The organism is Pseudomonas sp. SbOxS1 (assembly GCF_013416725.1).
Taxonomy (GTDB): Bacteria; Pseudomonadota; Gammaproteobacteria; order Pseudomonadales; family Pseudomonadaceae; genus Aquipseudomonas.
In genome coordinates this window covers 475,881-501,448 of the sequence record NZ_JAAVXC010000004.1, presented here as the reverse complement: position 1 = coordinate 501,448, position 25,568 = coordinate 475,881, and the positions used below count along the sequence as shown (strand labels likewise).

The following is a 25,568-nucleotide window of genomic DNA, read 5'->3' as shown; positions in this document are numbered from 1 at the left end:
CGGGGCGCACAACTGCGCCAGGGCGTTTGAAACCGGCGATTATAAGCCTCAAAGGCGCAGGCCCGTGAGGCTTAAACGATCAGTCGTCGCGCGATCCGCCGAAATACCCGCAACCACGTTGCACCTGGCCGTTGATTCGCAGTTCAGCACTCATGTGCTGGATGCTGCCGGTGCGGCTGTCGACGCAGCGTTGCGGTGCGACCCACAGTTCGATGTGCTGCTGGTTGGCTTCGGTGCTGAGGTTGAAGCGGCCATCGCCCAATTGCTCCTCGACGTAGGGCACGGCCAACGGCGCCTGGCCGGCGCGTTCGAGGACCATGCCTTTGCCGGTGACCCTCACGCTCCACTCGGGGGCATGGCCGGCGGCGCGCAGGATCAGCTTCTTGAAGTCGGGATCGGCACAGGCATTGCCCGAACGCTCGACGCGGTACAGCTGTTCGACGTCCAGTTGCCCGTCGCCGGAACCGGAAACGATCCGCCCGCGCACATCGGCAAACAGCTTGCCCTGGGCATCGGCCAGGCTCGCGGCCTGTTGCAGGACGCTGGTACTGCCCGTGTCGTTGACCGCATAACGTTTCTGCTCGCCGCACGGCTGGAACATCAGCTTGCCGTCGGCGGCGCTCAATTGGCCCTGCATGCGGGTCTGGCCTGCGTGGGAAGCGCTTTCCCGCGAACCATCGAACAACTGACAGGCGGCGAACAGCGGAAGAAGGGCAACGAGGACTAAGGAACGGGCAACACGCATCATTGGGTCTCCTGACAAGTGCCGTCACGTTACTCAGCCTGACCGTTCATCACAACCCATGAGTTGGCCTTGCATGGGAAACGATGCCGCGCAAGAAACATTCAGCTGTACTTGAAACACCAGGGCGAAAGGAATTTGGCCGTAACCTTGTCGGTCTTTTTGATGCAGGAGGTGTTATGAGGGGCTCGGGCAGGCTGATTTTTGTGGCATTGGGAATGATGGCAGCGATGCAATGCCTGGCGGCAGACATCGCTTTTACGTCCAGGTCGGACTTTACCGCCATCAACCTGGAGCTTAAACGGATCGATGATCATAATCCGCAATCCATTGGGCTCAACGTCATGCTCAGCGCCGATGCGCAACGCCGTATGGAACAGGTGACGCGTCAGGAAATGGACCAGAGTTTGCGGCTGTCCATCAACGGTATTCTGGTGTCGACCGCGACGATTCGATCGGTGATCAAAGGCCCCAGTCTTTTGATATCCGTACCGCGCGCGATCGCAGGCAACCTACTGCCTACCCTGCTGGAGTCTCCGGCACCCTGATGCGACGCTGAGTCAGCGCCGCACCTTGGGTTTGTTCAGATGTGAAAGGTCTGGCCGGTCTGCAAGCCTTCGACACTCTTGGCGTAGGCCAATGCCACATCAGCCGCCGGAACCGGTTTGAAACCGCGGAAGTAAGGTGCGTATTTGCCCATGGCTTCAACCAGCACATTCGGGCTGATCGAGTTCACCCGCAGGCCACGCGGCAATTCGATGGCGGCGGCACGAACGAAGCTGTCCAGCGCCCCGTTGACCAGCGCTGCCGATGCGCCGCTGCGGATTGGATCGTGGCTGAGCACACCGGTGGTGAAGGTGAACGACGCGCCGTCGTTGGCGAACTCGCGACCGATCAGCAGCAAATTGACCTGGCCCATCAACTTGTCTTTCAGGCCCAGGGCGAAACTCTCTTCGGTCATTTCATCCAATGGGGCGAAGGTCACGTTGCCAGCGGCGCACACCAGCGCATCGAACTTGCCGGTTTGCTCAAACAGCTTGCGAATCGAGGCGCTGTCACTGATATCCACCTGGAAATCACCGCTGTTGCGGCCGATGCGCACGATCTCGTGGCGTTGGGACAGTTCCTTGTCGACGGCCGAACCGATGGTGCCGCCTGCGCCGATCAAAAGAATTTTCATGCTGGCTGATCCTCGTATCGATTGAGTGAGGTTTCAGTTTAGAGTGGTTTTTTCTGCGGATAAGCGCACTAATAGGCAACCTTTGGTTTTCAAATGGAAACAATCCATGAGCGAGATGGATGACCTGGCGGCATTCGCGGTGTTGATCGAGGCGGGCAGTTTTACCTTGGCGGCGCAGCAGTTGGGTTGCAGCAAGGGGCAGCTGTCCAAGCGCATCAGCCAGTTGGAAGCGCAGTTTTCCGTGGTCCTGCTGCAGCGCACCACCCGGCGCTTGAGCCTGACGGCGGCGGGCGCCGCGTTGTTGCCCCAGGCCCAGGCACTGGTGGTGCAAGTCGAGCGCGCGCGCCAGGCCCTGGCACGACTGAAGGACGACATGGCCGGCCCTGTGCGGATGACGGTTCCAGTGTCGCTCGGGGAAACCTTCTTCGATGGCTTGCTGCTGGAGTTCTCCGCCCAGTATCCCGAGGTGCAGATTGAGCTGGAGCTCAACAACAACTACCGCGATTTGTCCCGTGACGGCTTCGATCTGGCGATCCGCTCCGATGTGGCGATTGACCAGCGCCTGGTGGCGCGCCCGCTGTTGGCATGGCGAGAGTTGACCTGCGCCAGCCCGGCTTATCTGGAGCAATACGGTGAGCCGCAGACCCCTCAGGCGCTGGCCGAGCACCGGTGCCTGCTCAACAGTCACTACAGTGGTCGGGAGGAGTGGTTGTATCACCAACAACACGAACTGTTGCGGGTGCGGGTTTCGGGACCGTTCGCCAGCAACCATTACAACCTGTTGAAAAAAGCCGCGCTGGCTGGCGCCGGCATTGCTCGTTTGCCGTCCTACGCATTGCCGGTGGAATTGGCTGACGGACGTTTGCGCTGGCTGCTGCGTAATTATCAGACCCGCAGTATGCCGATGTATCTGGTGCATCCGTATCAGGGCGGGTTGCCCAAGCGCACGCATGTGCTGGCGGATTATTTGATTGGGTGGTTCAAGCGCAGTGGGGAGGCGCTGGATCGGCTGTAGCGGGGCGCACGATCTTTGTAGGAGCTGGCTTGCCAGCGAAGGCAATCTTACATTCAGTGAAGGTGGTGAGTGAACTACCGCTTTCGCTGGCAAGCCAGCTCCTACAAGGGGGCTACCGGGCATAAAAAAACGGCCCGAAGGCCGTTTCTTGTTTACCGCAAAGGCTTAACCGCCGAGGTACGCATCACGCACTTTCGGATCGGTCAGCAGCGCTTCACCGGTACCTGTCATCACCACCCGGCCGTTTTCCAATACGTAGGCGCGGTCAGCGATTTTCAGGGCCTGGTTGGCGTTCTGCTCGACCAGGAACACCGTTACACCGTCCTTGCGCAGCTGTTCGATGATATCGAAGATCTGCTGGATGATGATCGGGGCCAGGCCCAGCGAAGGCTCGTCGAGCAGCAGCAGCTTGGGTTTGCTCATCAGCGCACGGCCGATGGCGAGCATTTGCTGTTCGCCGCCGGACATGGTGCCGCCACGCTGGCTGAAGCGCTCTTTCAGGCGTGGGAAAAGTCCGAGGACCTTGTCCATCTGTTCCTGATAGTCACCCTTGGCGGTGAAGAAACCACCCATGGAGAGGTTTTCTTCCACGGTCAGGCGGGAAAACACCCGACGACCTTCCGGTACCACGGCAATGCTCTTGCGCATGATCTGCGAAGAATCCTGCCCGACCAGTTCCTCACCCATGTAGCGGATGCTACCGCTGTGGGCCCGCGGCGAACCGCACAGGGTCATCAACAGCGTGGATTTGCCGGCACCGTTTGCGCCGATCAGGGTCACGATCTCGCCCTGGCGGACTTCGACGTTCACGCTGTGCAGGGCCTGGATCTTGCCGTAGAAGGTGGAAACGTTTTCGAACTGCAGCATTTACGCTTCCCCCAGGTAGGCTTTGATCACTTCAGGATTGTCGCGGATCTGTTCCGGCGTACCGTTGGCCAGGGGCGTACCCTGGTTGATCACGACGATGTGGTCGGAAATGCTCATGACCAGTTTCATGTCGTGTTCGATCAGCAGCACGGTGACGTTGTGTTCTTCACGCAACACGCTGATCAGCGCCTTCAGGTCTTCGGTTTCCTTCGGGTTCAGGCCAGCGGCCGGTTCGTCGAGCATGAGGATCCGTGGACGGGTCATCATGCAGCGGGCGATTTCCAGGCGCCGTTGCTGACCGTAGGCCAGGGTACCGGCCGGACGGTTGGCAAACTCCTTGAGGTGAACTTTTTCCAGCCAGTATTCGGCGAAATCCATGGCCTCGCGTTCGCTCTTGCGAAACCCCGGGGTCTTGAACAGGCCGGACAGGAAGTTGGTGTTCAGGTGGCGGTGCTGGGCGATCAAGAGGTTCTCGACCGCGGTCATGTCCTTGAACAACCGCACGTTCTGGAAGGTGCGCACCACGCCTTTGAGGGCGATCTTGTGGCCTGGCAGGCCCTCGATCGGCTCGCCATCGAGCAGGATGCTGCCACCGCTCGGCTTGTAGAAGCCGGTCAGGCAGTTGAACACGGTGGTCTTGCCGGCGCCGTTGGGGCCGATCAGTGCAACCACTTGTTTCTCTTTCACGCTCAAGGCAACGCCGTTGACCGCCAGCAAGCCGCCGAAGCGCATGCTCAGGTTTTCTACTTTCAGGATCTCGCGGCTCATTTGCGCAGCTCCATGTGAGGACGTTGCATGGGCAGCAGACCCTGAGGGCGCCAGATCATCATCAGTACCATCAAGGCACCGAACATCAACATGCGGTACTCACTGAACTCACGCATCATTTCCGGCAGCAGGATCATCACCACCGCGGCGAGGATCACACCCAGCTGCGAGCCCATGCCACCCAACACCACGATGGCGAGGATGATCGCCGACTCGATGAAGGTGAAGGACTCCGGCGTCACAAGGCCCTGACGGGCAGCGAAGAAGCTACCGGCGAAACCGGCGAAGCTGGCACCCAGGGTGAACGCCGACAATTTGATCACGGTAGGGTTCAGACCCAGTGCACGGCAGGCGATTTCATCTTCACGCAAGGCTTCCCACGCACGGCCCAGGGGCATGCGCAGCAGGCGGTTGATGACGAACAGCGCGCCGAGCGCCAGCAACAGGGCAACCAGGTAGAGGAAAATCACCTTGTTGATCGAGTTGTAGGCGATGCCGAAATACTCGTGGAACGTCTGCATCCCTTCAGCGGCTTTACGTTCGAAGGTCAGGCCGAAGAACGTTGGTTTCTCGATGTTGCTGATGCCGTTCGGACCGCCCGTGAGGCCGGTCAGGTTACGCAGGAACAGACGGATGATTTCACCGAAGCCCAGGGTCACGATCGCCAGGTAGTCACCGCGCAGACGCAGCACCGGGAAACCGAGGAGGAAGCCGAAGGTGGCCGACATCAGGCCGGCAATTGGCAGGCAGATCCAGAAGCTCAAGCCGTAGTAGTGCGACAGCAGCGCGTAGCTGTAGGCGCCGACGGCGTAGAAGCCGACGTAACCAAGGTCGAGCAGGCCAGCCAAGCCGACCACGATGTTCAGGCCCAGGCCCAGCATCACGTAGATCAGCACCAGCGTCGCGATATCCACCGCGCCGCGCGAGCCGAAGAACGGCCAGACCAGGGCGCCGGCGATCAGCGCAATGATGATCCAGCGCTGGGTGGTCGGCAGGGTCAGGAAGTTGCTGGCCTTGGCCGGAATCAGCGGCATGCTCGGCGAGGAGCGCCAGGCCGAGCTGATCTGCTGGTCGAACAGAACGCGCAGGAACATCAGCACCGAGCACACGGCGATGGTGATCAACGTGGCGGTGCTGGTGCCATGGACTTCGAGGTTGATGCCAACGATGCTCAGCTTCAGACCCAGTACCGGATAGGCAACGGCCCACACCAGCAAGGCACTGAACAGCGCCTGTTTAAGATTCCTAGTCATACTTTCTCAACCTCCGGGCGGCCCAGCAGGCCGGTTGGCCGGAACAACAACACCAAAACCAAGAGGCCGAAGGCCACGACGTCCTTGTACTGGTCGCCGAAGATATCGGCACCGAAGGCTTCCGCCACGCCCAGTACCAGCCCGCCGAGCATGGCGCCCGGAATGCTGCCGATACCGCCCAGTACCGCGGCGGTGAAGGCCTTGAGGCCGACCAGGAAACCGGCGTTCGGGTTGATCACGCCGTATTGCATGCTCAGCAGCACGGCCGCGATGGCCGCCAGCGCGGCACCGATGACGAAGGTCAGGGCGATGATGTTGTTGGTGTTGATACCCAGCAGGTTGGCCATCTTGATGTCTTCGGCACAGGCGCGGCAGGCGCGACCCAGGCGAGAGCGGGAGATGAACAGCGTCAGGCCGAGCATGGCGATCAGGGTCACCACGAACACCACGATTTGCATGTAGGAAATCAGCACTTCATGTGCGCCACCTGGCCCGAAGGCGAAGTTGCCCGGAATCAGGTTGGGGATGGATTTGTCCTTGGAGTCTTGCGCCAGCAGAACCGTGTTCTGCAGGAAGATCGACATGCCGATGGCGGAAATCAGCGGGATCAGACGGTTGCTGCCGCGCAAGGGGCGGTAGGCGATCCGTTCGATGCTGTAGCCGTAGGCACTGGTGACGACGATGGTCGCCAGGAAAGCGGCGGTCATCAACAGCGGAACACTGTCGAGTCCCAGCATGGCCAGCCCGGCGATGGCGATGAACGCCACGTAGGAGCCGATCATGTACACCTCGCCGTGGGCGAAGTTGATCATTCCAATGATGCCGTAAACCATCGTATAGCCGATGGCGATCAGGGCATACGTGCTGCCAATGGTCAGACCATTAACCAGCTGTTGGAAGAAGTGATAGATGTCAGGCATTACAGCGCTCCTAAAAACCTGATACGCATTTCACTGGTGGAGTCATTTTCCCGCCCGGGCCCCGTGGATCTGCATCCACTTCGAATCCGGAGTTTGCCAGCGAACCGCTGATGACGGTTTTGAGATTTTCAGGTGGGGAGACTAGCGGATCACGCCAGCGCGGCCCAGATACGTTCGTAAAACAAAGCCCACGGCACGCCGTGGGCTTTGTTGGCAGTCAGTCAGGCAATGCCTTACTGAGGCTTGGCTTCAGTTTTCGGTTTGCCGAAGTGCCACTCGTAGACCACGAATTTGAAGTCTTTCAAGTCGCCTTTTTCGTCGAAGCTCAGGTCGCCGGTAGGTGTCTTGAAGGTGCCGGCGTGGATGGCTTCAGCCACTTTGGCAGAGTCTTCGGACTTGGCAGCCTTGATGCCGTCGGCGATCACGGTCACAGCCGAGTAGGCCGGGAACACGAACGGACCGCTTGGATCTTCTTTCTTGGCCTTGAACGCATCAGCCAGGGCAACGTTGGCCGGATCCTGGTCGAAGGATTTCGGCAGGGTCACCAGCAGGCCTTCGGAGGCGTCCTTGGCGATCTGCGAAATGGAGTCGTTACCCACGCCTTCCGGACCCATGAACTTGGCTTTCAGGCCTTTCTCCTGGGATTGACGCAGGATCAGGCCCAGCTCCGGGTGGTAGCCGCCGTAGTAGACGAAGTCGACGTTGGCTTGCTTGAGCTTGGCGATCATCGACGAGAAGTCCTTGTCGCCGGCGTTGACGCCTTCGAACACGGCAACCTTGACGCCTTTGCCTTCCAGGGTTTTCTTCACGGCAGAGGCGATGCCTTCACCGTATTGCTGTTTGTCGTGCAGGACGGCAACGATTTTCGGTTTTACGAAATCGGCGATGTAGTTACCGGCGGCAGGGCCTTGGGCGCTGTCCAGGCCGATGGTGCGGAACACCATTTTGTAGCCACGGTTGGTGATGTCCGGGCTGGTGGCCGCCGGGGTGATCATGATCACGCCTTCGTCTTCGTAGATATCCGAAGCCGGTTGAGTAGAGCTGGAGCACAGGTGGCCGACCACGAATTTCACGCCGTCGTTGACGACTTTGTTCGCGACCGCTACCGCTTGTTTTGGATCACAGGCGTCATCGTATTCAACGGCTTCGAGCTTCTTGCCGTCTACGCCGCCTTTGGCGTTGATCTGTTCAATGGCCATTTTGGCGCCGCTGAACTGCATGTCGCCGTATTGGGCTACAGGGCCGGTCTTAGGGCCGGCGATGCCGATCTTGATGGTGTCAGCTGCGAACGAATGGCTGGCAACCCCGGCCAGAACCATAGCGGCAAACAGTTTGGAAATCTGCTTAGTAGCCTTAGTCATAGTGCTCCACTCTTACTGTTGTAATTTTTATAGTCCTGGCGCCGCAGGCGGCAGAACCGGGTAAGTATCTACGACATTCCCCGGAAAAGCCCCTCGGCAACTGTACCGGTACAGTGTAGAGCGCCGATTGTCAGCCTGGGAAGCTGGCGCCAGGGGGCAAAACTTGGGGGTGTCGCTTTTTTGAAAGAAAAAGTCAGAATTGCGGCGGGGCGTTGACGGGCATATAGCCAGATTCCGTGCATTCCTTGGCATTCCTGCGCTTTTCATTCGGTGCTGCAAATTGCTTCTGGGTTTTTCTGCCTGAGCACCGACGTTATCATTGCGTCGATTTCTTTTCCGGACCGGACCCATGACTGAAGAACCTAGCACCCTCTATGCCAAGCTGCTTGGCGAAACCGCATCTATTTCCTGGAAGGAGTTGGAGCCGTTCTTCGCCAAGGGTGCCCTATTGTGGGTCGACCCCAGCCTTGATTTGATCGCTGCCGCCGAGGCCATGGCGACCGATGACGGCGAGAAAGTGGCTGCCTGGCTGGCCGCCGACAAGGTCGCCAAGCTCTCTGAAACGCGGGCGCTGGATCTTTTTGAACGCGATCCGCCGTTGTGGGCAGTGGTGGTTTCGCCGTGGATCCTGATCCAGGAAAAGGCGCAGGCTTGAATGGTTGCACCGTATTGGTGCGATGGCTTGGCGATGATAAGTGTGTAGCCGAGTAGCGTGATGGCACGTTGCCGTAGAGAAAGGCCACGCTTCACGGTGACGTAAACGTAACGGGAACAGTTGCGGGGACAACTAAACAGCTGCTCAATTGTTTCCGGATGTTGAAATGTAGTGTTTTTGCGGACGCCATCGCGAGCAGGCTCGCTCCTACAGGGATCACGTTCATCCAGAAGGAACGCGGTAAACTGTGGGGGCGAGCCTGCTCGCGATAGGGCCGACTCGGTGTTGCGCCGGGCTTAGAACGTCTTGCCCGTGTGGTTATTCAGCGAAATAACCTTGGTCTTGCCAATCCGGTGACGATAGATCTCGCGCAGGTACTTGATCGCTTTCTTCACGCAATCGCGGGACAGGCGGATGTCGTTGATCGAGACAAACTTGTCCTTGTCGTTGATCAGCTCGCGATACTTCTTTTCGTACATCGGTTTGATCGCATACCAATTGGTATCGAGAATTTTCGCCGGGTTCTCGAACTCGTTGAGCAGGTCGTCGATCAGGTTTTCATCGAATTCTTCGTTGATGATGAAGTCCAGGACCGAGTTGTCCAGGGTGTCATCGAAGCGGTAAGGGGTGCGCGCAAAACAACGTTTGATGAACGCCACGATCAAGGTCAGGAAATCGTCCGACAGGCACGGGCTCTTGGCGATCAGGGTGGTCAGCGACAGGTTGGCCGAGGCGCCGATCACCAGCGCATAGCGCTTGAGCGTGGTGTTGGGGAACAGGTTGTTGAGGTGCGTCTTCAACCGGTTCAGGTCCATGTAGGACAGCTTGTAGTCCTTTGGCAGGGAAACGATCGACACCACCGACGAGCAATTCTTGAAGAAGTGCAGGTCGTGCAGGGCCGCCGCGTCATACCCCGAATTCTTGTACTGCTCCAGCGCCGCCCGATAGCGCTTGGACTCGATCGGCAACAGGCTGATACCTTCGATGGCCTGGGTGACCTTGTTGAAGTGCGGCAGGTCGATGGAGCGGAAGAACAGGTCGTCGATGTTCAGGCGCTGTGGCTCTTTCTCGAACACCTTGAACTTGTCGCCGGTAGGCGCCGGGGTTTCCGGCACCACGGACTCGGCGTAGGCAATCGCCACTGGGCCGGCCAGGCTCATGAACAGGTCGTTGGCGTCCAGGCGAATGGTTTCGCCGATGTCGATGCCGGCACGGCGGAAATAGTTCTGGTCGTAGTCGGTCGTGACCGCCTGCGCGGTCAGGATGTTGAAGATCTGCTGCGAGATGTACTGGTTGGCATGCTTTTCCATCGCGTTGACGTCGATGTTCTGGATGTTGCCGTCATCGCTTTCTTCGGCATAACGCATGATGTCGTTAGAGATCAGCATCATCGCGTTCCATGGGCGGATACGGCCCATGACACTGGCTTCGCTGCTGTCTTCGTTGGCGAAGTTGTAGGAGAAGTCCCACTCTTCCGACAGGTATTTGCACAGCAGGCGACCGGCGTTGATGTGCAGTGCTTCGGACATTTCACTGCGGTGATCGGAAATGTTCGGCAATACGCAGATGCCGCTGGTGAAGATCGGCTCGAAGACGAAGGCGTGGCCACTCTTGCTGTCGTGCTCGTCCATCGGCTTGGTGTCGAACGTCTTGTTCATGTACGAGTGTTGCTGGGCCAGGCCGAACTCCGAGGCCATGCCCGAACCGGTACCGCCACCGGCACTGAAGATCGAGAAGTACAGGCGCGACTGGTTGGCCTTGATGCCGCAGCTGTCGATCAGGTACGAGTGGATCATCTTCCAGTCGGGGCTGGAGAAGCGCTGGGTGTCCTTGTTCAGGATGATCTTGGCCAGGTACTGGCCGAGGATCGGCGCGTTACCGGCACCCCCGGCATGGACTTCCGACAGGTCCATGATTTTCATTTTGCTGTAGTCACGCAGGAACCCGCTTTTTTCGCCTTTGCGCGAGAAACGGATACGTCCGGCAATGTCCTTGTCCAGGTCGCCCAGCATCACCAGCGGTTCCACCAGGAACACCGGTTTGGTGGCCTTGTTCGCCCCCAGGCGCAAATTGTTACGAATCCACTGTGCCGGGCTGTAGCCTTTTTCCGCATAGCGTTTGTCTGGCGAGAGGCGATCTTCGTTATTGAATTCGTTGAGGTAGAACTTGCGGGCGTTGTAGACCAGTTCCGCGACATCCAGCGCGATGTTCGAACCGCAGCGGCCCAGGCCAATCAGGCACACTGACGGGAATTGCTGGTCGTTGTGCTGTTCGTTGTCGCCTTCCAGGTGCGGTGGGCGGGGGAACACCAGGTCGCGCAGGCCGTCGAGGTTGTCGAGAATGCGATCGGTGTTGGTTTCGGTGAAGTACAGGTACTGCTGGGTCGCCAGCGGGCGCGACGGCGTCAATGGCTTCGAGGGTGCGGGGCTGTTCGCCGCCGGGCTCAGCGTCAGGTCGGAAAGCGCAGGGGCCGGGTTGTTTTTGGAAGTCATTGTTCGCCATTTACCTGGGCTGGTTGGTCGCAGGACATGCTGCCTTCGACCATCACGGAATGAGAACTCGCGTCTTTTATCAGCGCGTATTAGTCCCGGGCGGCGCAGTCAGCTTGCGCGTCGCTCGGCGGAATCCTTTCCTGCGTCTTGATGAATCGGCCAATATTCGGTGTTCTTTAATCAAAAGGAGGCAAAATGATGTCAACTCTACCGGCCCTGGGTTTTGCCGGAATTGGCCTGATGGGCCTGCCAATGTGCCGGCGCTTGCTCGCCGCGGGGTATCCATTGACGGTGTGGAACCGCAATCCGGCCAAGTGCGCGCCGCTGGTCGAAGCCGGTGCACGCCAGGTCGCCACGCCTGCCGAGTTATGCCAACACGCCGACGTGGTCATGCTGTGCCTGGCGGATACCGCGGTGGTTCGCGAGGTGGTTTTCGGCAAGTCGGGCATTGCCGAGGGGGCGAAAAAGGATCAATTGCTGGTGGATTTTTCCAGCCTGGAACCCACGGCAACCCGGGAGATGGCGGCAGAACTCGGTAAAACCGGCATGGGCTGGCTGGATGCGCCGGTGTCGGGCGGGGTGGTGGGTGCCGAAGCCGGCAGCCTGGCGATCATGGTTGGCGGCACCATGGCAGACCTTGAGCGCGTCAAGCCGGTTTTGTTGACTCTTGGTCAGCGCGTGACGCACATGGGCGCCGTGGGCGCAGGGCAGGTGACCAAGGCCTGCAACCAGATGATCGTGGCCTGCAATGTGCTGGTCATCGCCGAAGTGGTGGCCCTGGCGGAGCGCTCCGGGGTCGACGCCAGTCTCATCGCCGAGGCACTGGCCGGTGGGTTTGCCGATTCAAGGCCCTTGCAGTTCTTGGTGCCACAAATGGCCGAGAGCTGTTTCGAACCGGTCAAATGGCACGTGCGCACCTTGCTCAAGGATCTGGACGGCGCGGTGAAGTTTTCCCGCGAACAAGGTTCGGCAACGCCGATCAGCGGCCTGGCCGCGCAATTGATGCGCCTGCACGGGGGGCAGGGGTTCCTGGAGAAAGATCCGTCTACATTAGTGCAGATGTACCGTGAACCAGACCCAGGTGCGTGACGTTGTATGAATGCTTGCGCTGGTTGATTTCGTTCAGCACCGGCTGCAGTTCGGTCAGCGGGACCGGACGGCTGAGCAGGTAACCCTGGACGAAGTCGCAGCCGTGGCATTCGAGAAACCGGTACTGCTCGAAGGTTTCGACGCCTTCGGTAACCACCTCCAGATGCAGGGTGTGGGCCATGACGATGATCGCCTGGACGATCTCCATGTCCTGAGTGGATTTGGGAATGTCCTGGATGAATGAGCGGTCGATCTTCAGCGTGTTCAGCGGCAAGCGCTTGAGGTAAGCCAGGGATGAATAACCGGTGCCGAAGTCATCGATCGACAGCGAAACGCCGAGGGCGCGTATCTGCTGCAGCAACACCAGCGTATCGGCAATGTTGCCCATCAGCGCACTCTCGGTGACCTCCAGTTCCAGCCGATGGGGTTCCACCCCGGCGCTGCGCAGCGCGAGTGATATTTCGTCGCTCAGTTCTTCGCGCGCCAGGGTCAGGGGTGAGCAATTGATGGCGATCTTCAAGTGCCCGCAACCCTGGCGCGCCAGTTCGCCCAGGTCCGCGCAGGCCTTGCGCAGCACCCAGTTGTCCAGTTCGGTAATCAGGCCATTGGCCTCGGCTATGCCGATGAAGCGGTCCGGCGCGAGGAAGCCATGGACAGGGTGTTGCCAACGGATCAACGCTTCGAGCTTGCTGACCTCGTCGGTCTTGAGGTCCAGGATCGGTTGGTAATAGAGCATCAGGCCGGTGTCTTCGCGCAGGGCATGGCGCAACTCTTCCTCCATTTGCAGTTCCAGCATGGCGCGTGCCTTGAGGTTGGCACTGAAGAAATTCAGGCCGTTACGGCCGCTGTCCTTGGATTGATACAGCGCCAGGTCGGCGTTTTTGAGCAGTTCTTCACAGGTCTTGCCGTCCTCGGGAAACACGCTGATGCCGATGCTGGTGGTCATGACCATGCGCCGCCCGGACAGCTCGATGGGTTCCTTCATTTTCAGCATGATGCGCTGGGCCATCTGTCGCGCCTCTTCGCGGTCATGCAGGTCGATGAGAATGCAGAACTCGTCGCCACCAAAGCGCGCCACCACATCGTCATGACTGCGCACCGAGCTTTTGATGTGCCGGGCGAGGACCTTGAGCAGCTCATCGCCGGCATCGTGGCCGAGGCTGTCGTTGATACGCTTGAAATGGTCGATGTCGAGGAACAGCACTGCGAGCATGCCGCCTGAGTGAGTGCGCTCCAGAAGCTTCTCGGCGAAGAGCTGGTTGAACCCGCGACGGTTGACCAGGTTGGTCAGGGCGTCGTAATGCGCCACCTGTTGCAGGGACATGCGCGCCTGGTCCAGTTGGCTGAGCAGCGAGTTGACCCGCAGCAGGTCACGGTCCTTGTGTTGCAGTTTCTTGTCTGCCAGCGCCGCGCTGATGCAACTGCCGATGATCAGCAGCGTCATGACGGCTACCGTCAGGCCCAGTTGCAGATGGTTGTTTTCCCCAGGCTGGGTGATCAGGCTGCCGGTTGGCAGGACCAGGTCGAAGGCAGCCATGCCGGTGAAATGCAGGCTCATGATGCCTGCGCCCAGCACCAGGCTGGCGGCGTATTTGCGCAGTTGGTGAAACACCCCCGCGCCATTGCGCAGGTAGCTCGCCAGCAGCAGTAACGCCAGGCTGGCGCCTGTGGCGATCACGATGGAAAGGAGGAACAGCGCCGGATGGTAGTAGGCCGTCGCTTGCGAACGCATGGCGGCCATGCCCACGTAGTGCATGGTGGCGATGCCCAGGCCGATGATGATCGATGCCTTGCAGCATTGGCGCACATTCAAGGCAGGCAGGCTGAGGGTATGCATCGCCAGCCACGAGGCACACAGGGCGATCAACAGCGACAGGAGTGTGATGGGCAAATGGTAGTGCACGTCGATCGGCGCCTGGAATGCCAGCATGCCAATGAAGTGCATGGCCCAGATTCCGCCAGCCAGGCACCCGGCACCGATCCAGCGCCAAAGGCGTTGGGCCGCGGGTTTTTGCGCGTGGCTGATCCGTTCGGCCATATCCAGTGCGGCAAAACAGCTGGCGCAGGCGACCAGAAAAGCCAGCAGCACCAGAAAAGGGTCATGTACGCAGTTGAGTATGACCTGTCCGCTTTCTGCTAGCTCTGTAGTGAAATGCAGACCAAGCCACTCCATAGCATGCCCCGTGGTTGTCTCCCTGGCCGGCAATCAACGCTGGCGAATGTGTTGGAGTATAGAGGCCATGGATTGAACGCAAGGGATAGTGGCACATTGTCTCCCAATGATTTTGGAATGAGCCTTAGTTCGTTTGGAAATAAAATGTTGCATGGGCCGCGTCTGTCCCCATGGGCGGGTATCAGCTTTACGAATAATTACAGACAGTCCTGGCCCGCCTGACTAGATTGCAGGTTCCGGGCTCGGATGCACTGGCAATGAAGCCCCCATAACAATAAAAGAGACGGACCCATGCAGAACTCGACCCAAGCGGCGAATGCCTGGCGCATTCTGTTCCTGCTGTTCCTGGCCAACCTGTTCAACTTCTTCGACCGCACGATCCCGGCCATCATCATCGAACCGATCCGCATGGAGTGGCACCTCAGCGACTTTCAACTGGGGATCATCGGTACGGCCTTCACCATCGTCTACGCGATCGCCGGCCTGCCGCTGGGGCGAATGGCCGATACTGGTTCGCGCAGCAAGTTGATGGGCTGGGGCCTGGCAGCGTGGAGCGGCCTGACCGCGGTCAACGGCATGGTCGGCAGCTTCTGGAGTTTCCTGATCGTGCGCATGGGCATCGGCATCGGTGAAGCCAGTTACGCACCCGCCGCCAACTCGCTGATCGGCGACTTGTTCCCGGCGCATCGCCGGGCGCGGGCCATGGGCATATTCATGCTCGGGCTGCCGTTGGGCCTGTTATTGGCGTTCTTCACCATCGGCGCGATGGTCAAGGCTTTCGACAGCTGGCGGGCGCCGTTCTTCATAGCCGCGGTACCGGGGCTGATCCTGGCGATCTTCATGTTTTTCATCAAGGAGCCGAAACGCGGCGCCGCTGAAAGCGTGCAAGTGTCGCAGGAGAAGGTTGACCGGCCTATCCGCCGTATCCTGGCGGTGCCGACTTTCCTGTGGCTGGTACTGGCCGGGCTGTGCTTCAACTTCGCGACCTATGCCTGCAATTCGTTTCTGGTGCCGATGCTGCAGCGCTATTTCCTGATGCCGTTACAGGAAGCGGCGGTGGCGACCGGGGTGATCGTCGGCGTGACCGGGTTGGTTGGCCTGACCCTGGGTGGCTGGGTGGCGGACAAGATCCACCAGCGGGTTGCCAACGGTCGTCTGCTGTTTGCCGCGTTCAGCCTGATCATTTCAACCCTGTGCACGGCGTGGGCGCTGCATTCGGGACGAATCGAGATCGGGGTGTTCGTGGCCGTGTTCAGTGTGGGCTGGCTGTTCGCCTATAACTTCTACACCTGCGTCTACACGGCGATTCAGGACGTGGTCGAGCCGCGCCTGCGGGCCACTGCCATGGCCTTGTTCTTTGCCGGACTGTACCTGTTGGGCGGTGGGTTGGGGCCAGTGGTGGTTGGCGCGCTGTCCGATCACTTTGCCCACACGGCGATGCTGGCGGCGGGTGCCGAACAGATGACCGAGGCGTTCAAGGCGGTGGGCCTGCATGACGCGATGTACCTGATTCCGGTGGCGCTGTTTTTCACCATGGTGTTTCTGGTGTTGGCTTCGCGGTGTTTTGTGAGGGATGCGAAGCGGATGAAGGAAGGGCTGGTGGCGGTGGTTGAGCCAGTGGGTTCTGCGGCGACTGCTTAAGATCAAAAGATCGTAGCCTTCGGTAGCTTGATCGTTCCCACGCTCCGCGTGGGAACGATCAGGTAAAAAAAGGCCCGCATCGCTGCGGGCCTTCTTTTTTACCGGTAGAGCAGGGGGCTTAACCCGCCACCAGCACCCGGATCGCTTCCAGTCGCAGCGCAGCCTTGTCGAGCATGGCCAGGCCTTGTTCGCGTTGCTTGCGCAAGGCAACCAGTTCGCTGTCGCGTACGGTCGGGTTGACCGCTTGCAACGCGGTCAGGCGTGCCAGTTCTTCCTCGGTATCGGCAGCCAGGCGGCGTTGCGCCTCTGCCACACGTTCGGCGTGACGTGGGTAGATCTTGTCTTCGCCGGCGTTGATCCGTGGCGTCAGCTGATCGCGCTGGGCCTGGATGAACTTGTTGGCGCTGGCGCGCGGCACGCTTTCCAGTTGATCGTTCAAGGTCTCGAACGACACCCGGGCCGACAGGTCATTGCCATTGGCATCGAGCAGGCAGCGCAGGGCGGCCGGTGGCAGGTAGCGGCCCAGTTGCAGCGAGCGCGGGGCTACCACTTCGCTGACGTAGAGCAGTTCCAGCAACACGGTGCCGGGTTTGAGCGCCTTGTTCTTGATCAGCGCCACGGCGGTGTTGCCCATGGAGCCGGACAGCACCAGGTCCATGCCGCCCTGGACCATCGGGTGTTCCCAGGTGATGAACTGCATGTCTTCGCGAGACAGCGCCTGGTTGCGGTCGTAGGTGATGGTCACGCCTTCGTCGTCGCCCAGCGGGAAGCTGGCGTCGAGCATTTTTTCGCTCGGCTTGAGGATCAGGGCGTTTTCCGAATGGTCTTCGCTGTCGATGCCGAATGCATCGAACAGGGTTTCCATGTAGATCGGCAGGGCGAACTGGTCGTCTTGCTCAAGGATGGCCTCGACCAGCGCATCGCCTTCACCGGCACCACCGGAGTTGAGCTCCAGCAAGCGGTCACGGCCGGTGTGCAGTTCGGCTTCCAGGCGCTCGCGCTCGGTACGGGCTTCGTCGATCAGCGCTTGCCATTCACCATCGTCGGCTTCCTCGAGCAACGGCAGCAGGCGCGGGCCAAACTGATGTTGCAGGGCGTTACCGGTTGGGCAGGTATTGAGGAACGCGTTCAGGGCTTCGTGGTACCACTGGAACAGGCGCTCTTGCGGGCTGGTTTCCAGGTACGGCACGTGCAGTTCGATGGTGTGCTTCTGGCCGATCCGGTCCAGACGACCGATACGTTGTTCCAGCAGGTCCGGGTGCGATGGCAGATCGAACAGCACCAGGTGATGGGAGAACTGGAAGTTACGGCCTTCACTGCCGATTTCCGAGCAGATCAGCACTTGCGCGCCAAACTCTTCGTCGGCGAAGTAGGCGGCGGCGCGGTCACGCTCGAGGATGTTCATGCCCTCGTGGAACACCGTGGCCGGGATGCCGGAGCGCACGCGCAGGGCGTCTTCGAGGTCCATGGCGGTTTCGGCGTGGGCGCAGATCACCAGTACCTTGGTGCGCTTGAGCATTTTCAGTTGGTCGATCAGCCACTCGACGCGTGGGTCGAATTTCCACCAGCGCTCTTCCTCGTTGGCATCCGGCTGGGCCTGGAAGCTGACTTCCGGGTACAGCTCGGCGTGATCGCCCAGTGGCAACTCGAGGTATTCGTCCGGGCACGGCAGCGGGTAAGGATGCAGTTTGCGCTCCGGGAAACCCTGGACCGCGGCGCGGGTATTACGGAACAGCACGCGGCCGGTGCCGTGGCGGTCCAGCAGTTCGCGGACCAGGCGGGCGCTGGCCTCGGTGTCGCCATCGTTGACGGCGTTCAGCAACGCTTCGCCTTCGTTACCGAGGAAGCCATGGATGGTTTCGTGGGCTTGCGGCGACAGGCGACCTTTTTCCAGCAGCTCCTGAACGGCCTCGGCCACCGGGCGATAATTTTCGCTCTCGGCGCGGAAGGCCGCCAGGTCGTGGAAGCGGTTCGGGTCGAGCAGGCGCAGACGCGCGAAGTGACTGTCCTGGCCCAGTTGTTCCGGGGTCGCGGTCAACAGCAGGACGCCCGGAATCGTTTCCGCAAGCTGCTCGACCAGGGAGTATTCAGGGCTGACCTGATCTTCGTGCCACACCAGGTGGTGTGCTTCGTCGACCACCATCAAGTCCCAACCGGCCGCGAACAGCGCGTCCTGGGCTTTCTCGTCGTCCACCAGCCACTCCAGGGCCACGAGGGCGAGCTGGGTGTCTTCGAACGGGTTGGTGGCGTCGCTTTCGATGAAGCGTTCTTCGTCGAACAGCGCGACCTGCAGGTTGAAGCGGCGGCGCATCTCCACCAGCCACTGGTGCTGGAGGTTTTCCGGTACCAGGATCAGCACGCGATTGGCGCGGCCCGAGAGCAGTTGGCGATGGATCACCAGACCGGCTTCGATGGTTTTACCCAGGCCCACTTCGTCGGCCAGCAAGACCCGTGGCGCAATGCGGTCGGCCACTTCGCGGGCGATGTGCAGCTGGTGCGCGATCGGTTGCGCACGCACGCCACCCAGGCCCCACAGCGACGACTGCAGTTGGCGGCTGGTGTGTTCCAGGGTGTGATAACGCAGGGCGAACCAGGCCAGGGGATCGATCTGCCCGGCGAACAGCCGGTCGCTGGCGAGACGGAACTGGATGAAGTTCGACAGTTGGGTTTCCGGCAGGGTGACCACTTCGTTCTGCGCGTCGAGGCCGTGATAGACCAGCAGGCCATCGACGTCGTCGACTTCGCGTACGGTCAGTTTCCAGCCTTCGAAGTGAGTGATGGTGTCGCCCGGCGAAAACCGTACACGTGTGAGGGGCGCATTCCGTAGCGCGTACTGGCGAGTGTCGCCAGTGGCCGGGTAGAGCACGGTCAGCAAGCGGCCGTCCTGTGCCAGAACGGTGCCCAAACCCAGCTCCGCTTCGCTGTCACTGATCCAGCGTTGCCCCGGTTGATACTGCTGCGCCATGCTGCCTGACTCCCACCTTGAAAAAGCGGGCTATCTTAACGGAATCAGGTCTCCAGACCAAAGGAATACCTGTGCAGGAACTGCCCTGGGCTGCGATCTTTTGATCTTGCCGGGCTGAGGAAATCGTAGCCTGTGACAGTTCCCGCCGTGCCGATAGAGACGCAGTTTGCGACCGATGGCTCAAGTCGCCGTCGCCGCGGCCGACAGCCTGCTGACAGGAGACTGATAAATATGCTGCCACCGATGCTCCCCTTGAGTGCCGTGCCGATCACTTCCCAGCACGACCCGGTCCGCCCGCGCCCGGACATCGCACCCGTCGTGCCGATGCAGGAAAGTGCCAGCGACAGCACCATCGACCTGCAAAAACGTGATCCGGAGGAGGCCGCCCTGTTGCTGCGCGAGGAGCAGCGGCGCAAGCAGGAGCAGCAAAGACGCCGCCGTGAGGCCGACGAGGACCCGGAGGCGCACCTGGCAATCCCGGGCAACGAACTCAATGCCGACAACACCGTGCCGGTGGCTCCGTTGATGGAAGGCCAGCCTCGCCAGGGGCTGTGGGTCGATATCGAGATTTGAGCCGGTGGCTGGTCAGCGCCGTCGCCAGACCGCATTATTGGCACAATCCTGCCGAACCCTGCGGCAACTGAATTTCATTTCAAGCGATGCACTGACGCCATGAGCCAAGATGACAAGCTAATCGACCTTAATGCTGAACGCGCCAAGCGTGTCCATGACCTCAACGACAAGCGCCTGAATGAAGTGCGCCAGGCGTTCGAGCAGGCCATGCCGTTGGGCAAGGCGAAGAAAAAGCCAAAGAACAAACCGAAAAAACGTTGAATCCCCCTGCATCGATTGATGCAGGTCAGTTTTTCCCTCCTTCTATGCCCGGCCCCGGGCAACATTGATCCCGGTCAATATTCGCTCCTGCCTGATTGGTTACCTTGGCTCCATCGCAACAGGGCAACTGCAGGAGACGCGTCATGTTTTTCGACAACGTGGTGATCGCCGGAGTGCTGACCGTCAGCCTCATGTTTGTATTTTTTGCAGGGTTCGGATTTTTTATCTGGAAAGACTCGCACAAGCGAAAAAAGCCGTAGGTCTTTCTGGATGCAATGAGCACGCAAGGCATTTTGGGCAACTTCGGTTGCCCTTTTTTTTTGCCTGCGATTTCTATCGGGCACACAAAACATCTGTAGGAGCTGAGCTTGCTCGCGATAGCGGTTTAACATCCAACGTAGATGCTGAATGTTACGGCCTCTTCGCGAGCAAGCTCAGCTCCTACAGGTTTCGGGTTGTTTGCCTTTCTTGCGGCAATAAAAAAGGCGCGGTCCTCACGGAGCGCGCCTTTTTCGTACAACAGCCTATCAGCTACCCAGCGCCTTCGACGCCAGCCAGAACAGGCCGGCCGACAGGGCGACCGTGGCCGGCAGGGTCAGGACCCAGGCCAGCAGGATGGTCTTGACGGTGCCACCTTGCAGGCCGCTTTTGTTGGCGACCATGGTGCCGGCCACGCCCGAGGACAGGACGTGGGTGGTCGACACCGGCAGGCTGAAGATGTTGGCCATGCCGATCAGGCTCGCGGTGGTGATCTGCGCCGACATGCCTTGGGAATAGGTCATGCCTTGCTTGCCGATCTTCTCGCCGATGGTCAGTACCACGCGTTTCCAGCCAACCATGGTACCCAGGCCCAGGGCCAGGGCGACCGCCAGGATGACCCAGAACGGAGCGTATTCAGTGGTCGTGGTCAGGTCCTTGCGCAGCTTGTCCAGGTCGGCCTTTTCACGGGCGCCCAGGATTGGCAATTTGCTGACTTTCTTCGCCGTGTCGTCCAGGCACAGCAGGTAACGGCGGACTTCGATGCGGCTTTCCGACGACAACGAGTGGTAGTCGGATACACCTTTAAGGGTGCCAAGCAATGCGTCGATGGTCGGTTCGGTCTGCTGCGGGTTGCAGCGGAACTTCTCCGGCAAATCGCCTTCCAAGCTTTTGCCCAGGGCCAGGAACTCGCCCAGGGAGTCGGCGTTGCGCTTGTAGAACTGGCTCAAGTGCAAGGTCGCGTCGCGGGTACGTTCGATCTGGTAGGTGGTGCTGTTCAGGTCGAGCACGAACTGCGCCGGCACGATACCGATCAGTACCAGCATGATCAGGCCGATACCTTTCTGGCCGTCGTTGGAGCCGTGCACGAAGCTCACGGCCATGGCCGAGATGACCAGCACCAGGCGGTTCCAGAACGGTGGGTGCTTCTTGTCGTCGATCTTGCGGCGCTGTTCCGGCGTCTTGTGCATCTTCGACAGCGGACGCCACCATTTAAGGCCGATCAGTATCAGCGCGGCGATCAGGAAACCTGCCATCGGCGAGAACACCAGCGACATGGCGATGTCGATCGCCTTTTGCCAGTTCACCCCGTCGGCCAGTGGAATCTCGTTGATCAGGGCATTGGCCAGGCCTACGCCGAGGATCGAACCGATCAGCGTGTGGGAGCTGGAGGCCGGAATACCGAAGTACCAGGTGCCCAGGTTCCAGGTGATGGCCGCTGCGAGCAGCGAGAAAACCATTGCCAGGCCGTGGCCGGTGTTCACGTTGATCAGCAGTTCAACTGGTAGCAGGTGGACAATGGCATACGCCACGCCAACGCCACCGAGCAATACGCCGAGGAAATTGAACACACCGGAAAAGAACACCGCCAGATGTGGGGGCATCGCTTTGGTGTAGATAACAGTGGCTACCGCGTTAGCGGTGTCATGAAATCCATTGATGAACTCGAAGGCGAGGACAAAAGCCAGGGCGAGCAAGAGGCTCACAAGCACCCAAGCATCCAGTCCGCTGAATAAATCGATCATGAAGGTTTTCTGACCCGGTCATAAGGGGGCGCGATTATGCCAGAAAAGACTGGAAATCGATGCACTTGCTGCTCATCGGTAACATTCTTCAACGAATTATTTTGCAACGGTGCCCATAACCCCGGTGAATTTCAGGGTTTTGCAAGTGATTGAATTTCTTTGGAAAGCCCGCAGGCACAGGGGTTTGCCTCACCTGTAGGGGGTGTGAGCATGCTTGTATGAAATTTCTGAAAAAAGGGTCAGATTCGAGCCTTCAACCTCGTCCGGTGGGCAAGGCGGCCGCTGCCCGCTCGTAGCGGGCGCAAAAGGCAATATTTGTACATTCCGCTTTTAACGGATGCAACGCAGACCCCGGCAGGTTTTCAAGCCCAGGCCATCATGGCTCTTCGGCTTTGAGTTCCTTTTCCATTTTTTCCAGTTCTTGCTTGAACACCTGATCCTGAACGGTGGCACGTTTGCGCCATGGCTTGCGTTCCGGTTCTGGCTGGGCGGCGTAGGTGGTGACTTCCCCGCCGTAAACTTCCTTGTAACGTTGTTCCTGGCGCTCAAGTTCCGCGCGCAGTTCGTCTTTTGTCACGGTGCTACCTTGATAGAGTTGAGATGAATTCTGGTGAAACGCGCTGCACTGATGTATTGACCGCACGCGTCGAATGCAAAAAGCCCTTGCAGGCATCGTTTTTGCGACAGTGCGATCTTTACTTCCATGTTGCAGGCGGCCACGGCACCAGAGATAAACAGCTGACGTAGCATCAGATCCTGTTTCAGCGAGCGCGTTGGCGCGATGCGGATGCAGTCGGCGTCAGGTGCTTGCTGTGGAGAGCGGCGATGGAACATCGCGCCACCGGGTAGCGGTATCGGCCAATAAAAATCCGAATGGCTACTGAATTACATTATAGCGAGCGATTGACAGAACACTATCACGATAGAGTTAAAAGTGGATCTTGATGTGTGATTGTTTTTTATCCATAACCGTTACTGGCAACTTGGGCATGGATGATGCCACTGTACGGCGATGTCTTTTTGCTGGCGCCATTAAGTCGCACAACTAAAGACAGTTACATTGCGCCTTGAAGTCTGCAGCGCCTGCGCAAGTACATGTACTGATGGCTGCATGACCGGTTGCGTCATGAGGAGCATGGATTGCGATTATCGAGCAATGGTTCGATAATCGCCCAGTGTCTTAGGGCCGGGCTTGTGTGCCCAGCAGCCAGTGCCCTGTAATAGCTCGCCGATCCGTCCGGGAAAAGGACCTTGTTATGAACGATCAACTGCGCAACTCCTTCGCTTCGGTGGCACCGCCGATCGTTGCTTCACCCGCCAAGCGAATCCAGGCCCTGACCGGTGATCCGGATTTCATGACCTCGCTGGCGCGTGGGCTTGCCGTGGTGCAAGCCTTCCAGGAGCGCAAGCGGCACCTGACCATTGCGCAGATCAGCCATCGCACGGAAATTCCCCGCGCCGCCGTGCGACGTTGCCTGCACACGCTGATCAAACTCGGTTATGCCACCACTGATGGCCGTACGTATTCGTTGCTGCCCAAAGTGCTGACACTCGGCCATGCCTATGTGTCCTCGACGCCGCTGGCCGTTTCTGCGCAACCCTACCTGGACCGCATGAGCGAGCAACTCCATGAGGCCTGCAACATGGCCACCCTGGAAGGCGATGACATTCTATATATCGCCCGCTCGGCGACCACCCAGCGCCTGATTTCGGTCGACCTTTCGGTGGGCGGACGCCTGCCGGCCTACTGCACGTCGATGGGCAGGATCCTGCTCGCCGCCCTCGATGACACTTCATTGCGCGAGTATCTTGACCACGCCGACCTGCAAGCCAAGACCAGTCGAACCATTCACACCCCCGAAGCCTTGCTCGAATGCCTGCAGGAAGTACGTCAGCAGGGTTGGTGCATCGTCGATCAGGAGCTGGAGCAGGGACTGCGCTCGATCGCTGTCCCGGTGTACGACGCTTCCGGCCAGGTGGTCGCGGCACTCAACGTCAGTACCCACGCCGGCCGGGTCAGCCGCAGCGAGCTTGAACAGCGTTTCTTGCCCGGTCTGTTGAGTGCGAGTCGGGACCTCAGCACCCAGCTGTTCTCCTAAGCTGTTCGATAATCGCACGGAGTCGCTTTTGGTGAATTGACGCTGTTTCCTGCGGATTATTACTGTCGCGGCTGCGCCAACCCTTCGGCTGGCACCTGTTCGACTGTGTACTTTTGCGCGGAATAAAAATAATGAACCAGCCCCAGTCTGCTGTAGGTAACTGCCTCGACGTGCAGTCCTTCATCAATGCCCAACCCATTTCGCGCTATCAGTGGCGAGTGGTGATCCTGTGTTTCCTGATTGTCTTCCTCGATGGCCTCGATACGGCGGCCATGGGCTTCATCGCGCCCGCCCTGTCCCAGGATTGGGGTATCGATCGCGCCAGCCTCGGCCCGGTGATGAGTGCGGCGCTGATCGGCATGGTCTTTGGGGCACTGGGCTCCGGCCCGCTGGCTGACCGGTTTGGGCGCAAGGTCGTGCTGGTCGGGGCGGTGCTGTTGTTCGGTGCCTTCAGCCTGGCGTCGGCCTACAGCACCAACGTCGACCAGTTGCTGGTGTTGCGCTTTTTGACCGGCCTTGGCTTGGGCGCGGGCATGCCGAACGCCACGACCCTGTTGTCGGAATACACCCCGGAGCGCAAGAAATCCCTGCTGGTGACCAGCATGTTCTGCGGCTTCAACCTGGGCATGGCCGGTGGCGGATTCATTTCGGCCAAGCTGATTCCGGCGTTCGGCTGGCACAGCCTGCTGTTGATCGGCGGGATCCTGCCGTTGATCCTCGGCGTCGTGTTGCTGTTCTGGCTACCCGAATCGGCGCGCTTTCTGGTCGTGCGTAATCGCGGCACCGACAAAGTACGCAAGACGCTGGCGCCCATCGATCCGACGGTGGTGGCGCAGGCATCGGGCTTCAGCGTGCCGGAACAGAAAACCGTGAAGGCGCGCAACGTGTTTGCGGTGATCTTCAGCGGCACCTACAGCGTCGGCACCTTGTTGTTGTGGCTGACTTATTTCATGGGCTTGGTGATCGTTTACCTTCTCACCAGCTGGCTGCCAACCCTGATGCGCGACAGTGGCGCAAGCATGGAGCAGGCCGCGTTCATCGGCGCGCTGTTCCAGTTCGGTGGGGTGTTGAGCGCGGTGGGTGTAGGCTGGGCCATGGATCGCTTCAATCCGCACAAGGTCATCGGCACGTTCTATCTGTTGGCCGGGGTGTTTGCCTACGCGGTAGGGCAGAGCCTGGGCAATATCACCCTCCTGGCGACCTTGGTGTTGGTGGCCGGCATGTGTGTCAACGGTGCGCAATCGGCGATGCCGTCGCTGGCGGCGCGGTTTTATCCGACTCAAGGGCGTGCCACCGGGGTGTCGTGGATGCTCGGGATTGGCCGTTTCGGCGCGATCCTGGGGGCATGGATGGGCGCGACCCTGCTGGGGCTGGGCTGGAACTTCGAGCAAGTGCTGACGGCGCTGGTGATTCCGGCGGCGTTGGCGACTGCGGCGGTGCTGATCAAGGGTGTGGTCAGTCACGCGGATGCGACCTGACATTTTACCTTGATCGTTGATCGTTCCCACGCT

Annotated in this window: 23 protein-coding genes; 10 read left to right on the top strand and 13 right to left on the bottom strand. The window is 59.7% G+C overall.

Annotated features, from left to right (window positions below):
- Nucleotides 1-79 precede the first annotated feature (79 nt).
- Nucleotides 80-745, bottom strand: a complete 666-nt coding sequence (locus HFK74_RS08600; RefSeq protein WP_180203316.1) for a COG3650 family protein — start codon at nt 743-745, stop codon at nt 80-82.
- Between the two features lie 83 nt (nt 746-828).
- On the opposite strand from HFK74_RS08600, the gene HFK74_RS08595 reads away from it, so the two are divergent.
- Nucleotides 829-1,290 (top strand): hypothetical protein, encoded by a 462-nt coding sequence (locus HFK74_RS08595; protein ID WP_257230275.1) that lies wholly within the window; start codon nt 829-831, stop codon nt 1,288-1,290.
- Nucleotides 1,291-1,325: 35 nt separating this feature from the next.
- Here HFK74_RS08595 and HFK74_RS08590 read toward each other — a convergent pair whose 3' ends face one another.
- Complete coding sequence (locus HFK74_RS08590; protein ID WP_008056834.1) at nt 1,326-1,922, bottom strand: short chain dehydrogenase; 597 nt, start codon at nt 1,920-1,922, stop codon at nt 1,326-1,328.
- Between the two features lie 106 nt (nt 1,923-2,028).
- On the opposite strand from HFK74_RS08590, the gene HFK74_RS08585 reads away from it, so the two are divergent.
- Entirely contained in the window at nt 2,029-2,937 is a 909-nt protein-coding gene (locus HFK74_RS08585; protein WP_180203133.1) for a LysR family transcriptional regulator, read from the top strand.
- A gap of 165 nt (nt 2,938-3,102) precedes the next feature.
- On the opposite strand, the gene HFK74_RS08580 is transcribed toward HFK74_RS08585, so the two are convergent.
- The 5 genes from HFK74_RS08580 to HFK74_RS08560 all read right to left on the bottom strand — a co-directional run bounded on the left by HFK74_RS08580 (nt 3,103) and on the right by HFK74_RS08560 (nt 8,106).
- The gene (locus HFK74_RS08580; RefSeq protein WP_020798122.1) at nt 3,103-3,804 is read right to left on the bottom strand and encodes an ABC transporter ATP-binding protein; all 702 of its coding nucleotides are present in this window, start codon (nt 3,802-3,804) and stop codon (nt 3,103-3,105) included.
- Complete coding sequence (gene livG, locus HFK74_RS08575; protein ID WP_180203132.1) at nt 3,805-4,572, bottom strand: high-affinity branched-chain amino acid ABC transporter ATP-binding protein LivG; 768 nt, start codon at nt 4,570-4,572, stop codon at nt 3,805-3,807.
- The gene (locus HFK74_RS08570) at nt 4,569-5,825 is read right to left on the bottom strand and encodes a high-affinity branched-chain amino acid ABC transporter permease LivM (RefSeq protein WP_110748910.1); all 1,257 of its coding nucleotides are present in this window, start codon (nt 5,823-5,825) and stop codon (nt 4,569-4,571) included. The genes livG and HFK74_RS08570 overlap by 4 nt, the downstream gene beginning before the upstream one ends.
- Nucleotides 5,822-6,745 carry a high-affinity branched-chain amino acid ABC transporter permease LivH gene (gene livH, locus HFK74_RS08565; protein WP_095058735.1) on the bottom strand — a complete coding sequence of 308 codons (924 nt, stop codon included), beginning with the start codon at nt 6,743-6,745 and terminating at the stop codon, nt 5,822-5,824. Before livH ends, HFK74_RS08570 begins: the two co-directional genes overlap by 4 nt.
- A 233-nt stretch (nt 6,746-6,978) precedes the next feature.
- Entirely contained in the window at nt 6,979-8,106 is a 1,128-nt protein-coding gene (locus tag HFK74_RS08560) for a branched-chain amino acid ABC transporter substrate-binding protein (RefSeq protein ID WP_180203131.1), read from the bottom strand.
- Between the two features lie 349 nt (nt 8,107-8,455).
- On the opposite strand from HFK74_RS08560, the gene HFK74_RS08555 reads away from it, so the two are divergent.
- The gene (locus HFK74_RS08555) at nt 8,456-8,761 is read left to right on the top strand and encodes a DUF2288 domain-containing protein (protein ID WP_180203130.1); all 306 of its coding nucleotides are present in this window, start codon (nt 8,456-8,458) and stop codon (nt 8,759-8,761) included.
- 296 nt (nt 8,762-9,057) lie between these two features.
- Here HFK74_RS08555 and HFK74_RS08550 read toward each other — a convergent pair whose 3' ends face one another.
- On the bottom strand, nt 9,058-11,253 hold the full coding sequence (locus tag HFK74_RS08550) for a hypothetical protein (protein ID WP_180203129.1): 2,196 nt from the start codon (nt 11,251-11,253) through the stop codon (nt 9,058-9,060).
- 195 nt (nt 11,254-11,448) lie between these two features.
- On the opposite strand from HFK74_RS08550, the gene HFK74_RS08545 reads away from it, so the two are divergent.
- A complete protein-coding gene (locus HFK74_RS08545) occupies nt 11,449-12,342 on the top strand; it encodes an NAD(P)-dependent oxidoreductase (RefSeq protein WP_180203128.1) in 894 nt (297 codons plus the stop codon).
- Here HFK74_RS08545 and HFK74_RS08540 read toward each other — a convergent pair.
- Complete coding sequence (locus tag HFK74_RS08540) at nt 12,299-14,431, bottom strand: putative bifunctional diguanylate cyclase/phosphodiesterase (RefSeq protein WP_368738156.1); 2,133 nt, start codon at nt 14,429-14,431, stop codon at nt 12,299-12,301. The two genes, HFK74_RS08545 and HFK74_RS08540, sit on opposite strands and share 44 nt — an antisense overlap.
- 375 nt (nt 14,432-14,806) lie before the next feature.
- On the opposite strand from HFK74_RS08540, the gene HFK74_RS08535 reads away from it, so the two are divergent.
- A complete protein-coding gene (locus HFK74_RS08535; protein ID WP_180203126.1) occupies nt 14,807-16,156 on the top strand; it encodes an MFS transporter in 1,350 nt (449 codons plus the stop codon).
- A gap of 118 nt (nt 16,157-16,274) precedes the next feature.
- On the opposite strand, the gene rapA is transcribed toward HFK74_RS08535, so the two are convergent.
- Nucleotides 16,275-19,121 carry an RNA polymerase-associated protein RapA gene (rapA, locus tag HFK74_RS08530; RefSeq protein WP_180203125.1) on the bottom strand — a complete coding sequence of 949 codons (2,847 nt, stop codon included), beginning with the start codon at nt 19,119-19,121 and terminating at the stop codon, nt 16,275-16,277.
- Nucleotides 19,122-19,352: 231 nt separating this feature from the next.
- Between rapA and HFK74_RS08525 the strand changes: the two genes are divergently transcribed.
- From HFK74_RS08525 to ccoM, 3 genes are all read left to right on the top strand, one after another.
- Entirely contained in the window at nt 19,353-19,694 is a 342-nt protein-coding gene (locus tag HFK74_RS08525; RefSeq protein WP_180203124.1) for an aspartate-semialdehyde dehydrogenase, read from the top strand.
- A 99-nt stretch (nt 19,695-19,793) separates the two neighbouring features.
- Nucleotides 19,794-19,955, top strand: a complete 162-nt coding sequence (locus tag HFK74_RS08520; protein ID WP_008016476.1) for a hypothetical protein — start codon at nt 19,794-19,796, stop codon at nt 19,953-19,955.
- A gap of 143 nt (nt 19,956-20,098) precedes the next feature.
- Nucleotides 20,099-20,215, top strand: coding sequence for a cytochrome c oxidase subunit CcoM (gene ccoM, locus HFK74_RS33415; RefSeq protein WP_056856105.1), 117 nt, complete (start codon nt 20,099-20,101; stop codon nt 20,213-20,215).
- A 267-nt stretch (nt 20,216-20,482) separates the two neighbouring features.
- Here the strand turns inward: ccoM and HFK74_RS08515 are convergent, their stop codons facing one another.
- The 3 genes from HFK74_RS08515 to HFK74_RS08505 all read right to left on the bottom strand — a co-directional run bounded on the left by HFK74_RS08515 (nt 20,483) and on the right by HFK74_RS08505 (nt 22,792).
- A complete protein-coding gene (locus HFK74_RS08515; RefSeq protein WP_180203123.1) occupies nt 20,483-21,958 on the bottom strand; it encodes an inorganic phosphate transporter in 1,476 nt (491 codons plus the stop codon).
- A 376-nt stretch (nt 21,959-22,334) separates the two neighbouring features.
- Nucleotides 22,335-22,535: a hypothetical protein gene (locus tag HFK74_RS08510; RefSeq protein WP_008056863.1), complete on the bottom strand. Its 201-nt coding sequence runs from the start codon at nt 22,533-22,535 to the stop codon at nt 22,335-22,337.
- Nucleotides 22,532-22,792: a hypothetical protein gene (locus tag HFK74_RS08505; protein ID WP_180203122.1), complete on the bottom strand. Its 261-nt coding sequence runs from the start codon at nt 22,790-22,792 to the stop codon at nt 22,532-22,534. Before HFK74_RS08505 ends, HFK74_RS08510 begins: the two co-directional genes overlap by 4 nt.
- A gap of 422 nt (nt 22,793-23,214) precedes the next feature.
- On the opposite strand from HFK74_RS08505, the gene pcaR reads away from it, so the two are divergent.
- Nucleotides 23,215-24,057, top strand: a complete 843-nt coding sequence (pcaR, locus tag HFK74_RS08500) for a pca regulon transcriptional regulator PcaR (protein ID WP_180203121.1) — start codon at nt 23,215-23,217, stop codon at nt 24,055-24,057.
- Nucleotides 24,058-24,188: 131 nt separating this feature from the next.
- Nucleotides 24,189-25,535, top strand: a complete 1,347-nt coding sequence (locus HFK74_RS08495) for an MFS transporter (protein WP_180203120.1) — start codon at nt 24,189-24,191, stop codon at nt 25,533-25,535.
- The last annotated feature ends 33 nt before the right edge of the window (nt 25,536-25,568 follow it).